We start from the raw sequence: 13,994 nt of genomic DNA on the forward strand, positions 1-13,994 counted from the left end.
GCGGGCGGCCGTCTGTCGAGTGAGGAATGGGCTGCGATGCCTGAGTTCGCGTACACCGATCTGCTCCCCATGGGAGAGGACACCACCCCGTACCGGCTGGTGACCTCCGAGGGTGTCTCCACCTTCGAGGCCGACGGGCGGACGTTCCTCAAGGTCGAGCCGGAGGCGCTGCGCAAGCTCGCGGCCGAGGCGATCCACGACATCCAGCACTATCTGCGGCCGGCCCACCTCGCGCAGCTGCGCCGGATCATCGACGACCCCGAGGCGTCGAACAACGACAAGTTCGTGGCGCTGGACCTCCTGAAGAACGCGAACATCGCGGCGGCCGGCGTGCTGCCCATGTGCCAGGACACCGGTACGGCGATCGTCATGGGCAAGCGCGGACAGAACGTCCTCACGGAGGGCGGCGACGAGTCGGCCCTGTCCCGCGGCATCTACGACGCCTACCTGAACCTCAACCTCCGGTACTCGCAGATGGCCCCGCTGACCATGTGGGACGAGAAGAACACCGGGTCGAACCTGCCCGCGCAGATCGAGCTGTACGCGACCGACGGCGGCGCCTACAAGTTCCTGTTCATGGCGAAGGGCGGCGGCTCGGCCAACAAGTCGTTCCTCTACCAGGAGACGAAGGCGGTCCTCAACGAGGGCTCCATGATGAAGTTCCTGGAGGAGAAGATCCGTTCGCTGGGTACGGCCGCGTGCCCGCCGTACCACCTCGCCATCGTCGTCGGCGGTACGAGCGCCGAGTACGCGCTGAAGACCGCGAAGTACGCCTCCGCGCACTACCTGGACGAGATCCCGGCCGAGGGTTCGGAGCTGGGCCACGGCTTCCGGGACAAGGACCTGGAGCAGAAGGTCTTCGAGCTGACGCAGCGGATCGGGATCGGGGCGCAGTTCGGCGGCAAGTACTTCTGCCACGACGTGCGGGTGGTGCGCCTGCCCCGGCACGGCGCGTCCTGCCCGGTCGCCATCGCCGTGTCCTGCTCGGCCGACCGCCAGGCCGTCGCGAAGATCACCGCGGAAGGCGTGTTCCTGGAGCAGCTGGAGACGGACCCGGCGCGCTTCCTGCCGGAGACGACGGACGAGCACCTCGACTCCGCCGAGGAAGACGTCGTCCGGATCGACCTCAACCAGCCCATGGACGACATCCTCGCCGAGCTGACCAAGTACCCGGTCAAGACCCGGCTCTCGCTCTCCGGCCCGCTGGTCGTGGCCCGCGACATCGCGCACGCCAAGATCAAGGAGCGGCTGGACGCGGGCGAGGAGATGCCCCAGTACCTGAAGGACCACCCGGTGTACTACGCCGGGCCGGCGAAGACCCCCGAGGGCTACGCGTCCGGCTCCTTCGGCCCGACCACGGCCGGCCGCATGGACTCCTACGTCGAGCAGTTCCAGGCGGCGGGCGGCTCCAAGGTGATGCTCGCCAAGGGCAACCGCAGCAAACAGGTCACCGACGCGTGTGACGCGCACGGCGGCTTCTACCTCGGTTCGATCGGCGGGCCCGCGGCCCGGCTCGCCCAGGACTGCATCAAGAAGGTCGAGGTCGTCGAGTACGAGGAACTCGGCATGGAGGCCGTCTGGAAGATCGAGGTCGAGGACTTCCCGGCGTTCGTCGTCGTCGACGACAAGGGCAACGACTTCTTCCAGAACCCGGCGCCGGAGCCTACGTTCACGCACATTCCGGTGCGGGGGCCTGGGCTGGGCTGAGCGGGCGTCTCGGTTCGGGCCCGGTCGGCGAGGGCAATGCGGTTGTTCGTGATGTCAACGGGGACTGCCGGGCCCTACCCTGATGGCCTGTCACTCTCGGGGGAGCACGCATGACCTTCGACCAGTCCTCCTGGCAGCTCCACAACAGCCGGGTCTACAACATCGCCGGCGATCTGCGTCTGACGGAGCAGAGCGGGCCGGCGGAGTTCGCCGAAGCGGTCGCCGAACTGCGGTCACGTATCGGGGCGTTGGAGGGTGTACCGGAGTCCGAACGCACTGCTCTCGACGCGGAGCTCGCCGACATCGCCGAGGACGCCCTCGGGGGCACGCACGAGGCCGGCGACGGCGCCGGTACATCCGCCGAACCGGACGCGGAAGGCTCGGACGACACAGAGGACACGGAAGGTTTGGCCGGCCCGGATGACACCGAGGCCACGCCCGGCGGGACCGACGACGCCGTCACCGGCCGGCTGACCCGGCTCGCCCATCGGCTGCGCGCCCTGCGCGGCACCGCCGCCGCGGCCACCGAGCTGGGCAACACCGTGGACGAGCTGGCCCGTTGGGCCGGCGGCCACCACTTTTGATCGGCCCCGTGCGATGCGGGGATCCGACGCGGCGCAACCGGGCTACGAGCAGCCGAACTGGCGTGCGGAGACGGTCATCAACGCGGGCGCCGTCCACCTTCCCGGAAGCTCCGGCAAACCACTCGGCGGGGCACCGGAGAGCGTCCCGCCGCCGCCTCCGGACGCCGCGGACTTCCGGCGGTCGCTGGCCCGGCTGCTGCTGCGGAAGCTGACCTCCACACTCGACGAGATGCACTGGCTGGACGACACGCTGGTCGAGCTGTCCGCGATCGTCGAGGACGTCGACGGTCGTACGGTGACCAGCCGCCGCCGCGGTCCCCTGAGGTGGCGCGAACGCTCGGCGGTCCGGCCGCTGCCGCAGGTGCTGGCCCACCCGGAGACCGACCTGATCCTCCTTCAGGGCGGCGCGGGCGCGGGCAAGAGCGTGGCCCTGCGGCAGCACGCCATGTCGCGGCTGGAGGAGATCGCCGAGGGCCGCGACCCGGAAGGACCCCTGCCGCTCTACGTCAACCTCCGCGAGCTGAGGGCGAAACCGCACGAGATCAACACCGATGTACTGCGGCGGTACATCATGGCGCAGACCGGACCGCGGGGCAGCACCGCCGTCGCGACGTACTTCGCCCACTGCTTCACGGAGGACCTCCAGCGGCGACGGGTCACCCTGCTGCTCGACTCCTTCGACGAGATCCCGGCCGTACTCGACAGTCCGACGATCGACGCCGCGGTGGCGCCGTACATCGAGACCGTCATCGAACTCGTCGAGGGCGGCGGGCGGTGCGTGGTCGCCGCGCGGGAGTACAAGGGCCCTCGTGCGTCGGGCTGGACCCGGCTCCAGCTTCTCGGCCTGGATCCGGAACAGCAGGAGGTGTTCCTGGGCAGACTCGGTTTCAAGGAGGCTGACTTCGCGCGCGTGCAGGCGCTGCTGACAGACCCGCGCCGGGGGTTCGCGACCGAGCTGCGCAATCCGCTCAGCCTGCATCTCCTCGCCACGTACGTACGGGAGAGGGACGCCGTACCGGACCGTCCGAGCGCGCTGTTCGAGGAGTACGCCGCGTCGCGGCTGCGCAAGGCGCTGTCGTCGGCGGTCGGACGTGACGGCGGTGACAGCCATGACGGCCCTGAGCCCACCGGTCGGGTCGGCGGACCGCAGCGTCGGATCGAGGACTTCCTCGCCCGCTTCGCGTTCCAGCTGACCGGGACGCGGGGCGGACTGTCCGTGGACGAGCGGACCTTCCGGGGCGAGATCTCCCGGGACGCCGGGGATCCCGCGACCCGCGACCTGATGATCCGCGTGCTCGCGGAGTCACGGATCCTGGTCTCCTCTCCGGAAGAACCGATGGGGAACGAGAGCGGCGCGGGACCTGCCGAGCAGTCCGGCCGCAGGATGTTCTTCGGCCATCGGCGCGTCCTGCAGTACTTCGCCAGCCGGTACGTGGCCCAGCACCCGTCGGCCGTGCCGCCCCGTGAGCTGGCGACGAGCGGGCAGTGGCGCGAGACCGCCGTGACCGTGCTCCAGGACGGTACGGTCGAGGTCACGGACCCGTTGCTGGAGGCGCTGAGCGAGGTCCTGGCCGACGAACGCGACCATGCGGACCGGGCCGGCGCGGAGGGGTTCACCTGGTCGCCCCGGGCCGTCCACACCCTGGAACTGCTGACCGCCGCCTACCAGGGCCGGCCGGAGTTGCCGCACGCGCCCGTGCGGACGCTGGTCGAGGACCTGGTGGCGAGGGCGTGGCAGCACGGAAGCATCAGCGACCGCAAGTTCGCCCTGGACTGCATACCGCTGCTCTCCGAAGGGCTGCGCCAGTCGTACGTGGAGGCGGCGTTCGCGGGCAAGAGCAACTGGCTGCGGATGACGGCGCTGCGGGACTGCGCGATGTTGCCCGAGGTTCCGGAGACAGTGCGCAGGGCTGTCCGCAGGTTGCTGGTCACTCGCCTCGGGGAGAAGTCGTCGGCCGCGGAAACTCGGGCGTTCGACGGGGATCTGCGGCGGCTGCGGGTGGATGAAGATCTGGTCGCGCTGCGGAAGCTCGCGGGCTGGGCACCGAAGGTGGTTTTGCTCTGGGGCGTGCTCAGCACGCTGTTCCTGGTGTTCTCCGGCAAATCGGGCCTGGTGGACGTACTGGGTGGCCTCCTGATGGGCTCGTGCTGGGTTCTCGGCCCTATCTGGATCCTCTTCTGGTACGTCCAGGTCAGCGAGCCTCTGTCCTACGGAGCGGGGCGACGCCTGATCCACAGGTTTCTGGAGCAGGGCGGCGTCCGAACGGTCAGGATCGGGTTCGGACGGTTGACGGTGGGCATCGCCGTGGGAGCCGCGGCTCTCTGTGCACTGGCGATGGGGATCCTGGTGCTGCTGGTGTTTTCAAGAGAGGACTCGGCGGTCTGGGCACTGGTCTGGACGCTGCTGAGCACCTACGCCGCCCTGTGGGGACCCAGTCTCCTCTACGTTGTTCGTCGGGCCTCTCCCTCCTGGCGATTCAGCGCGCCGAGAGTGGTGTTCGTCGTGCCGTACGTCCTTGTGTTCGAAAGTCATCTGGTTCGCAGGCTGTTGAAGAAGAGACTCGCTCTGCGCACCGCCCTGGTGGCCTTAGCCATCTCACTGATGCTCGGGACAGCCATTCTCGTCAACTACTTGCTGACAGTGGTCCAGCACACGCCACGGGTGCTGTACGCCCTCTTAGTGGGAGGCGGTGCAGTAGTGATCTACACACTCGCACCCCCGGTGTTCCGCCGAGCCATCCGCCCCCTCTACCGCGAACTCCGCCGCCACCGCACCCTGACCCGCGCCATCGCGCAGGGCTCTCCCGGCGGCCCCGCCTTCTTCACCGCCCTCTTCGGCCTCCGCGACGCCAAGGAAGCCACCGACTACGTGTCGCGCATCCGCACCGTCCCCCGAGGCGCCCCCCTGGCCCTGGACCGCCAGACCCTCCGCCGCTGCATCACAGTCCTCCAGAGCGGCTCCCCCACCGAGCCCACCCCCGGAATCTCCCCCGAAGCCCTGGCCCAGCTCACCAAATGGCGGGACGACAGTCGGCTGCTCGACGAGCTGGGCAGGCTGGACGAGCAGCTTCGTACCCGTTGACCAGACCATTCGGCGGACCGGTCCCGGAACATCCCCGCCCTCCCGGTCGATATACAGGTATGAGCGACTACCGCATCGAGCACGACTCCATGGGCGAGGTACAGGTCCCGGCGGACGCCAAGTGGCGGGCGCAGACGCAGCGGGCCGTGGAGAACTTCCCGATCTCGGGGCAGCGCATCGAGCGCGCCCACATCGAGGCGCTGGCCCGGATCAAGGGTGCCGCCGCCAAGGTGAACGCCGAACTGGGCGTGCTGGACAAGGACATCGCGGAGGCGATCCAGGAGGCGGCCCGTGAGGTGGCCGGCGGGGCGTGGGACGAGCACTTCCCGATCGACGTGTTCCAGACGGGGTCCGGCACCTCGTCCAACATGAACACCAACGAGGTGATCGCGACCCTCGCGACCGAGCGGCTGGGGCGGGACGTCCACCCGAACGACCACGTCAACGCCTCGCAGTCGTCCAACGACGTGTTTCCGTCCTCCATCCACATCGCGGCCACCGGTGCGGTCATCCACGACCTCATCCCCGCCCTGGAGCATCTCTCGGGCGCGCTCTCGCGCAAGTCCGTCGAGTTCGCCGATGTCGTGAAGTCCGGGCGGACGCATCTCATGGATGCCACCCCGGTGACCCTGGGGCAGGAGTTCGGCGGGTACGCGGCCCAAGTGCGGTACGGCGTCGAGCGGTTGCAGGCCTCGCTGCCGCGGCTGGCCGAGCTGCCGCTGGGCGGGACCGCCGTCGGTACCGGGATCAACACCCCGCCCGGGTTCTCCGCCGCCGTGATCGCGGAGGTCTCCCTCGTCACCGGGCTGCCGCTGACCGAGGCGCGGGATCACTTCGAGGCGCAGGGTGCCCGGGACGGGATCGTCGAGACCAGCGGGCAGCTGCGGACCATCGCCGTAGGGCTGACGAAGATCGCGAACGATCTGCGGTGGATGGCGTCCGGGCCGCGTACCGGGCTGTCCGAGATCTCGCTGCCGGATCTGCAGCCGGGGTCCTCGATCATGCCCGGCAAGGTCAATCCGGTGATTCCGGAGGCCGTGCTCATGGTCGCCGCGCAGGTCGTCGGGAACGACGCGACCGTCGCCACCGCCGGGGCCGCGGGCAACTTCGAGCTCAATGTGATGCTCCCCGTGATCGCCAAGAATGTCCTGGAGTCGATTCGGCTGCTCGCCAACGTGTCGCGGCTGCTCGCCGACCGGACCGTGGACGGGATCGTCGCGCACCGGGAGCGTGCGCGTGAGTACGCCGAGTCGTCGCCGTCCGTCGTCACGCCGCTGAACAAGTACATCGGGTACGAGGAGGCCGCCAAGGTGGCCAAGAAGGCACTGGCGGAGCGCAAGACGATCCGCCAAGTCGTGCTGGAGAACGGCTATGTGGAGCGCGGTGATCTGACCGTCGCGCAGCTCGACGAGGCCCTCGATGTCCTGCGGATGACGCGTCCGTAACCAATTGTCGCCATGGCGAGAACCGTGACGCGCGCCGCAGCGTCGTATGCCCGGGGCACCTAATATCTGTTCATGGCAGACGGTGGAGCGGTGAGAGCGGTGGAAGCGGGTACGTCTACGGCCTTCTGGGCGCCCGGGAGTCAGATCCTGTGGCGTTATCGGGAGAACGCCGGACCGCGCTTCCACATCGCCCGCCCCGTCACGGTCGTCCGCGACGACGAGGAGCTGCTCGCGGTCTGGATGGCGCCCGGCACCGAGTGTGTGAAGCCGGTGCTCGCGGACGGCACCTCCGTGCACGGGGAGCCGCTGGAGACGCGGTACACCAAGCCGCGCACGGTCCAGCTGGACCGCTGGTTCGGTACGGGTGTGCTGAAGCTGGCGCGGCCCGGTGAGCCGTGGTCGGTGTGGCTGTTCTGGGAGCCGGGATGGCGGTTCAAGAACTGGTACGTGAACCTTGAGGAACCGCTGGCCCGTTGGGCCGGCGGGGTCGACTCCGAGGACCACTTCCTGGACATCACCGTTGACCCCGACCGGAGTTGGCAGTGGCGTGACGAGGACGAGTTCGCGCAGGCCCAGCGGGACGGGCTGATGGATCCCCAACTCGCCGAGCGGGTACGGAAAGCGGGCTGGTCGGCGGTGGAGACGATCCGCTCGTGGGGTCCGCCGTTCGCGGATGGTTGGCAGCACTGGCGCCCGGATCCGTCCTGGGCTGTACCTTCACTTCCGGAGGACTGGGACCGCACCCCCGCGCACATGTCCACATGAGACCCTTGATGCGCCCCCGGTGCGCAACCGTAGGATCGTCCTCCGCAAGGGCACCGCGACAACTCCCGGAGCATGTACCGGGACTGACCAGATGTCACCGAGGGGCGGCAGGACGTGAGCGAGGGGTACGAGGGCAACACCGGCGACACCGGTTCTGAGGGCCGCCGGTCCACCGGCGACACAGGAACAGCCTCTGACCACGCGGGAATTCCGTTCCTGGGGCACGTATTCCGGGTATCGGCATTTCGGCGGGACGATCCGCACGCGACACGTGCGGTCCCGGACGGACGGATTCGACACGCGTGACGGAGCACCCCACCTCTTTCGAGCGCCCACAGGGCGCCGACCCCACGGACCCCCGTGGGGCGCTTCTGCGTACCCCGACGCCGCCGCCAAGGCCGTCCGGTGCCCCGGCCTTACCGGCTCAGGCACGCACCGGTGAGCCGTCCTCGGCACCGGGTACGAGCACGTCCCGCGCCAAGGGGAAGGACCCGGCAGGTACCCCTGTGAAGCCCGACACCGCAGGTGGCTCCGAGCACTCCCAGCCCTCGGCCGCCGAACCCGACGCCCACCGCCCGCGTCCCGCGCCCGAGGGCATCCCGGCCCAGCCGGGCCCCGACTCCGCCGCCAAGGAGCGCCGTACGGGACAGGGACTGCCCCCGGGCGGTCCCATGCCGATGCGGCGGGACGGGGACCGGCTGCGCTTCGTGGGTGCCGCGACCCGGCGGATCGCCCGCGGCATCGACCTGGACGAGATCGTGATGGGGCTGTGCCGGGCGACCGTGCCGACCTTCTCGGACGCGATCCTGGTCTATCTGCGCGACCCGCTGCCGGTCGGCGACGAGCGGCCCACGGGTCCCGTCGTGCTGCGGCTGCGCCGTACCGACCGGATCCCGGAGGAGCGGGACACGGAGAACGGCTTCATGCCCGCGCTCCAGCCCGAGCAGCCGTCCGAACTGTCGGCGGTCACCGCCGAGTTGTGCGAGGTCAGGCCCGGCGGCGCGCTGAACGAGGTGCTGCGGGGCGTCCGCCCCGTCTTCGCCGACTCCCCGGCCGCCCGTGCCGCACTGCCCGAACTGCTCGGCGAGGGCGGCGAGTTGATCGTCCCGGCCGGCCAGCGGGCGATCCTCGCGCCGCTGCGCGGCCGGCGCCGGGTGATCGGCGCCGCGCTCTTCCTGCGCCGCCCCGAGCGCATGGCGTTCGAGGCCGACGACCTCCTGGTCGCGGCCCAACTCGCCACGCACAGCGCCCTGGGCATCGACAAGGCGGTGCTCTACGGCCGTGAGGCGTACATCGCCGACGAGCTGCAGCGCACCATGCTCCCCGAGACTCTGCCGCGCCCCACCGGTGTGCGGCTGGCCTCGCGTTACCTTCCGGCCGCCGAGACGGCCCGGGTGGGCGGCGACTGGTACGACGCGATCCCGCTGCCCGGCAGCCGGGTCGCCCTCGTGGTCGGCGACGTCATGGGGCATTCCATGACCTCGGCCGCGATCATGGGCCAACTCCGCACCACCGCACAGACGTTGGCCGGGCTCGACCTGCCCCCGCAGGAGGTCCTGCACCACCTCGACGAACAGGCCCAGCGCCTGGGCACCGACCGCATGGCGACCTGCCTCTACGCGGTCTACGACCCGGTCTCGCACCGCATCACCATCGCCAACGCGGGCCATCCGCCACCCGTGTTGCTGCACCTGGGCGGCCGGGCCGAGGTGCTGCGGGTGCCGCCCGGCGCCCCGATCGGGGTCGGCGGCGTCGACTTCGAGGCCGTGGAACTGGACGCACCCGCCGGAGCGACGCTGCTGCTGTACACGGACGGGCTGGTCGAGTCGCGCCTCAGGGACGTCTGGACCGGCATAGAGCAGCTGCGCGAGAAGCTGGCCGCGGTCGCGCAGCTCACCGGGCCGGACCATCCGCCGCCCCTGGAAGCCCTGTGCGACGAGGTGCTCGACATGCTCGGCCCGGGCGACCGGGACGACGACATCGCGCTGCTCGCCGCCCGCTTCGACGGGATCGCGCCGAGCGACGTGGCGTACTGGTTCCTCGACCCGGAGGACTCCGCGCCCGGTCAGGCCCGTCGGCTGGCCCGGCGGGCGCTGGCCCGCTGGGGCATGGAGGACATGAGCGACTCGGTGGAGCTGCTGGTCAGCGAGGTGGTGACGAACGCCGTGCGGTACGCCTCGCGGCCGGTCACGCTCCGGCTGCTGCGGACCGATGTGCTGCGCTGCGAGGTCGGCGACGACGTGCCCCAGCTGCCCAGGCTGCGGCAGGCGCGGGCCACGGACGAGGGCGGGCGCGGGCTCTACCTGGTCAACAGACTGGCCCGTCGGTGGGGAGCGACCCGGCTCAGCACCGGAAAGGTGGTCTGGTTCGAACTGAACCGGAATTAGACCCCGTCCAAAAGTTGCCGAGGTCCCGGCGTGGGAGTTGACTGCTGGGGTACGCGAAGCGAAAGCGACCTACTTTCTTCCGAACAGGAGGACGCTCGTGACGCAGGCACCCCAGCACACTCCGTACACCACGAACAACGTCGGCATCCCGGTGGAGAGCGACGAACACTCGCTCACCGTCGGACCCGACGGCCCGATCCTGCTCCAGGACCACTACCTCATCGAGAAGATGGCCCAGTTCAACCGGGAACGGGTCCCCGAGCGGGTGGTGCACGCCAAGGGCAGCGGCGCGTACGGCTTCTTCGAAGTCACCAACGACGTCAGCCAGTTCACCCGGGCCGACCTCTTCCAGCCCGGCAAACGCACCGAGATGCTGGCCCGGTTCTCCACCGTGGCCGGTGAGCAGGGCTCGCCCGACACCTGGCGCGACCCGCGCGGCTTCGCCCTCAAGTTCTATACGGAACACGGCAATTACGACATGGTGGGCAACAACACCCCGGTCTTCTTCGTCCGGGACACCATCAAGTTCCAGGACTTCATCCGCTCGCAGAAACGCCACCCGGCGACCGGGCTGCGCAGCAACGACATGCAGTGGGACTTCTGGACCCTCTCCCCCGAGTCGGCGCACCAGGTGACCTGGCTGATGGGCGACCGCGGCATCCCGAAGACGTACCGCCACATGAACGGCTACAGCTCGCACACCTACATGTGGATCAACGGCGCCGGTGAGCGGTTCTGGGTGAAGTACCACTTCAAGACCGACCAGGGCGTCGAGTACCTCACCCAGGCCGAGGCCGACGAACTGGCCGGGTCCGACGGCGACAAACACCGCCGGGACCTGCACGAGTCGATCGAGTCGGGGAACGCGCCGAGCTGGAGCCTGAAGGTCCAGATCATGCCGTTCGAGGACGCGGCGGACTACCGCTTCAACCCCTTCGACCTGACCAAGGTCTGGCCGCACGGGGACTACCCGCTGATCGACGTCGGCCGGATGACCCTGAACCGGAACCCGGACAACTACTTCGTCCATATCGAGCAGGCCGCCTTCGAGCCCTCGAACCTGGTCCCGGGCATCGGCCCCTCCCCGGACAAGATGCTGCTGGGCCGGCTGTTCTCCTACCCGGACACCCACCGCTACCGGATCGGCCCCAACTACGCCCAGCTGCCGCCGAATCGGCCGCACTCGCGGGTCAACTCCTATGCCAAGGACGGCCCGATGCGGTACGAGGCGTCCAACGCGGCCCGGCCGTACGCCCCGAACTCCTACGGCGGACCGGCTGCCGACTACGGACAGTTCGGCGACCCGGCGAGCTGGCAGACCGCCGGTGAACTCGTCCGCGAGGCAACGAAGTTGCACCGCGAGGACGACGACTTCGGGCAGGCCGGCACGATGGTCCGCGAGGTCCTGGACGACGCGGCCCGCGACCGGCTGGTGTCGAACGTCACCGGCCATCTGAAGGCCGACGTGTCCCGCTCGGTCCTCGACCGCGCCCTGCTCTACTGGCGCCACGTGGACAAGGCACTCGGCGACCGGATCGCCGCGAACTTCGAGTAGCGGCACGCGAGAGGGCGCCCGGCGATGCGTGTGCCGGGCGCCCTCTCGCTCGTACGACCCGGCTACTGGCCGAACTGGTCGAGCGGCTGGTCGGTGATGCCGTCGCCCGGTGTGATCGGCGGACTGGTCGTCGGCGTCGGGGTGGGTGTCGGGGTCGGCGTGGGTGTCGGGGTCGGCGTGGGCGACTCGGTCGTCGGGGTCGGCGAGGGACTCTTCGTCGTCGGCGTCTCGGACGGTGTCGCCGACACGGTCGCGCTCGGCGTCGGCGTGAAGTCCGGCTCTACGGCGGCGCCCTGGTCGGTGTTCAGGTCGAACTTGCTGTTCGCCTTGGTCACTCCGAACATGTACGTCGCCCAGATCTGCGCCGGGTAGCCACCACCGTTGATACGGCCGCCGCCCGCGGTGATCAGACCGGTCGCGCCGGTCAGCGGGACCTGGGCGTGGGACTTGGCGTCCTCACCGAACAGGCCCACCGAAGTCACCAGGTCGGGCGTGTAGCCGGTGAACCAGGCCGACAGGTTGTTGTCGGACGTACCCGTCTTACCCGCGACCTGCTGCCCGTCGCGCTTGCTGTTCTCGGCCACCGACACCTTCGCCGTACCGTCGTCGACCACACCGGTCAGCACCGAGGACACCGTGTCGGCGGCCTCGCGCGGGATGACCTGGGCGCCGATCGGGTTCGGCATGGTGAGCGTGCGCGTGTTGTGCGACACCGACTTGATGATCGCCGGGGTGACCTTCCGGCCGTGGTTGTCGAAGGTGGCATAGACGCCGGCCATCTCCATCGGGCTCGCGCCCATGGTGCCGAGGGTCTGCGCCGGTACGGCCTTCAGGTCGCCGGGGTCCATGCCCAGCTGCTCGGCGGTCTTCATCACCTTGTCCATGCCGACGTCGACACCGAGCTGCGCGAAGACCGAGTTGATCGACTTGTTCATCGCCGTCTGGACGGTGACCTTGCCGTAGTTCTGGTCGTCCTCGTTCTCCGGCGCGAAGGCGACGTCGCTGCCCACGACCGGACGCCTGCTGGTGCCGTCGTAGAGCGTGTCGGCGGTGATCGTCTTGCCGGACTGCGTCTTGGCGTCGTCCGCGAGGGCCGCGGCGAGGATCACCGGCTTGAAGGTGGAGGCGGGCTGGTAGTCGGTGCGGGTGGCGTTGTTCCGGTAGTGCAGGGTGTAGCCCGCGCCGCCGTACATCGCCACGACCGCGCCCGTCTTCGGGTCCACGGACACCGCGCCCGGCTGGACGTTCCCGTCGACCTTGCGCTTCTTGGCGTTGAGCTTGCTGGTCAGCTGGGACTTGACCGACTTCTCCAGCTGGGCCTGCTTCTTCTTGTCGATGTTGAGCGTGATCGTCCAGCCGCCCACGTCGACCAGCGCCTCGGCCTCCTTGGTGTTGGCGGCCTGGCCACTGGAGATCAGCTGCTTCTCCAGCGCCGCGTTGGCCTCGGTCACCAGGTAGCCGTTCTGCCCCTCCATGCCGGCCTCGGCCTTGGGCGCCTTGGGGGTCGGGAACGTCATGCCCGCACGCTCGGTGGAACTGAGCCACTTCTGCTCGACCATGTTGTCCAGTACGTAGTTCCAGCGCGCCTTCACCAGCTTCTTGCCGGTGTCGGTGGCTATCGCCCAGTCGTACTGGTTCGGAGCCTGGAGCAGCGCGGCGAGATAGGCGCCCTGCTCGACCGAGAGCTTCCTCGCGTCGACCTGGTAGTAGGCCTGCGCGGCGGCCTGGATGCCGTAGGCGCCGCGGCCGTAGTAACTGGTGTTGATGTACCCGGCGAGGATGTAGTCCTTGGACTTCTCACGGTCCAGCTTCAGCGAGATGACCAGTTCCTTCAGCTTGCGCGTGACGGTCTGGTCCTGCGTCAGGTAGTAGTTCTTGACGTACTGCTGGGTGATCGTCGAACCGCCCTGCGCGCCCTTGCCGGACAGCGTGTTGAGCAGGCCGCGCGCGGTGCCCTTGAGGTCGACGCCGGCGTCCTTGTAGAAGGTCTTGTTCTCGGCGGCGACGAAGGTCTCCTGGACGGGCTTCGGGACCTGCGAGAGGTCCACGTTCTCCCGGTTGACCTGGCCCCTGCGGGTCAGGATCGAGCCGTCGCTGTACTTGTAGACGTTGCTCTGGAGCTTCGCGGTCGCGTTGCCCTCGGGGATGCTGATCATCATGTAGAGCACGATGAACGCGCCGATGCCGAGGAGGCAGAAGCCGAGGAACGTGCCGAGGATCTTCTTCCAGGTGAAGAGTCTGCGTATGAAACTCTTACCGCTCTTACCGCTCTTGGCGTCCTTGGCATCCGCGCTGCCCGTGCCGTCCGAGGCGCCCCCCGCCGGCCTTGTGGCTGTGGCGGTGGCCCCCGACGAGCGGCGGGTCTTGGGCGCCGCGCGGTGGCCACCGCGTTGGCGCGCTCGTCTCTCTTCCGCTCGTCCCATGAGTCCGTTCCGCTCCGCTTCGCTCTCTTGTGCTCTGGTGTCACAC

Annotated in this window: 8 protein-coding genes; 7 read left to right on the forward strand and 1 reads right to left on the reverse strand. The window is 69.2% G+C overall.

Annotated elements, in window-relative coordinates; all coding sequences use genetic code 11:
• The first annotated feature begins 36 nt into the window (after positions 1 to 36).
• From ACIBJH_RS01610 to ACIBJH_RS01640, 7 genes are all read left to right on the forward strand, one after another.
• Positions 37 to 1,707 carry a fumarate hydratase gene (locus ACIBJH_RS01610; RefSeq protein ID WP_393035617.1) on the forward strand — a complete coding sequence of 557 codons (1,671 nt, stop codon included), beginning with the start codon at positions 37 to 39 and terminating at the stop codon, positions 1,705 to 1,707.
• Positions 1,708 to 1,817: 110 nt separating this feature from the next.
• Positions 1,818 to 2,291: a hypothetical protein gene (locus ACIBJH_RS01615; RefSeq protein ID WP_399114849.1), complete on the forward strand. Its 474-nt coding sequence runs from the start codon at positions 1,818 to 1,820 to the stop codon at positions 2,289 to 2,291.
• Between the two features lie 13 nt (positions 2,292 to 2,304).
• On the forward strand, positions 2,305 to 5,373 hold the full coding sequence (locus tag ACIBJH_RS01620; RefSeq protein ID WP_399114850.1) for an NACHT domain-containing protein: 3,069 nt from the start codon (positions 2,305 to 2,307) through the stop codon (positions 5,371 to 5,373).
• Positions 5,374 to 5,432: 59 nt separating this feature from the next.
• Positions 5,433 to 6,818, forward strand: coding sequence for a class II fumarate hydratase (locus ACIBJH_RS01625; protein WP_399114851.1), 1,386 nt, complete (start codon positions 5,433 to 5,435; stop codon positions 6,816 to 6,818).
• Between the two features lie 72 nt (positions 6,819 to 6,890).
• A complete protein-coding gene (locus ACIBJH_RS01630; protein WP_399114852.1) occupies positions 6,891 to 7,583 on the forward strand; it encodes a DUF402 domain-containing protein in 693 nt (230 codons plus the stop codon).
• A gap of 302 nt (positions 7,584 to 7,885) precedes the next feature.
• A complete protein-coding gene (locus tag ACIBJH_RS01635; protein ID WP_399114853.1) occupies positions 7,886 to 9,970 on the forward strand; it encodes a SpoIIE family protein phosphatase in 2,085 nt (694 codons plus the stop codon).
• 97 nt (positions 9,971 to 10,067) lie between these two features.
• Positions 10,068 to 11,525 carry a catalase gene (locus ACIBJH_RS01640; RefSeq protein WP_399114854.1) on the forward strand — a complete coding sequence of 486 codons (1,458 nt, stop codon included), beginning with the start codon at positions 10,068 to 10,070 and terminating at the stop codon, positions 11,523 to 11,525.
• A 62-nt stretch (positions 11,526 to 11,587) separates the two neighbouring features.
• Here the strand turns inward: ACIBJH_RS01640 and ACIBJH_RS01645 are convergent, their stop codons facing one another.
• On the reverse strand, positions 11,588 to 13,948 hold the full coding sequence (locus ACIBJH_RS01645; RefSeq protein ID WP_399114855.1) for a transglycosylase domain-containing protein: 2,361 nt from the start codon (positions 13,946 to 13,948) through the stop codon (positions 11,588 to 11,590).
• Positions 13,949 to 13,994 lie beyond the last annotated feature (46 nt).

Source organism: Streptomyces sp. NPDC050548 (genome assembly GCF_044457385.1).
GTDB lineage: Bacteria > Actinomycetota > Actinomycetes > Streptomycetales > Streptomycetaceae > Streptomyces.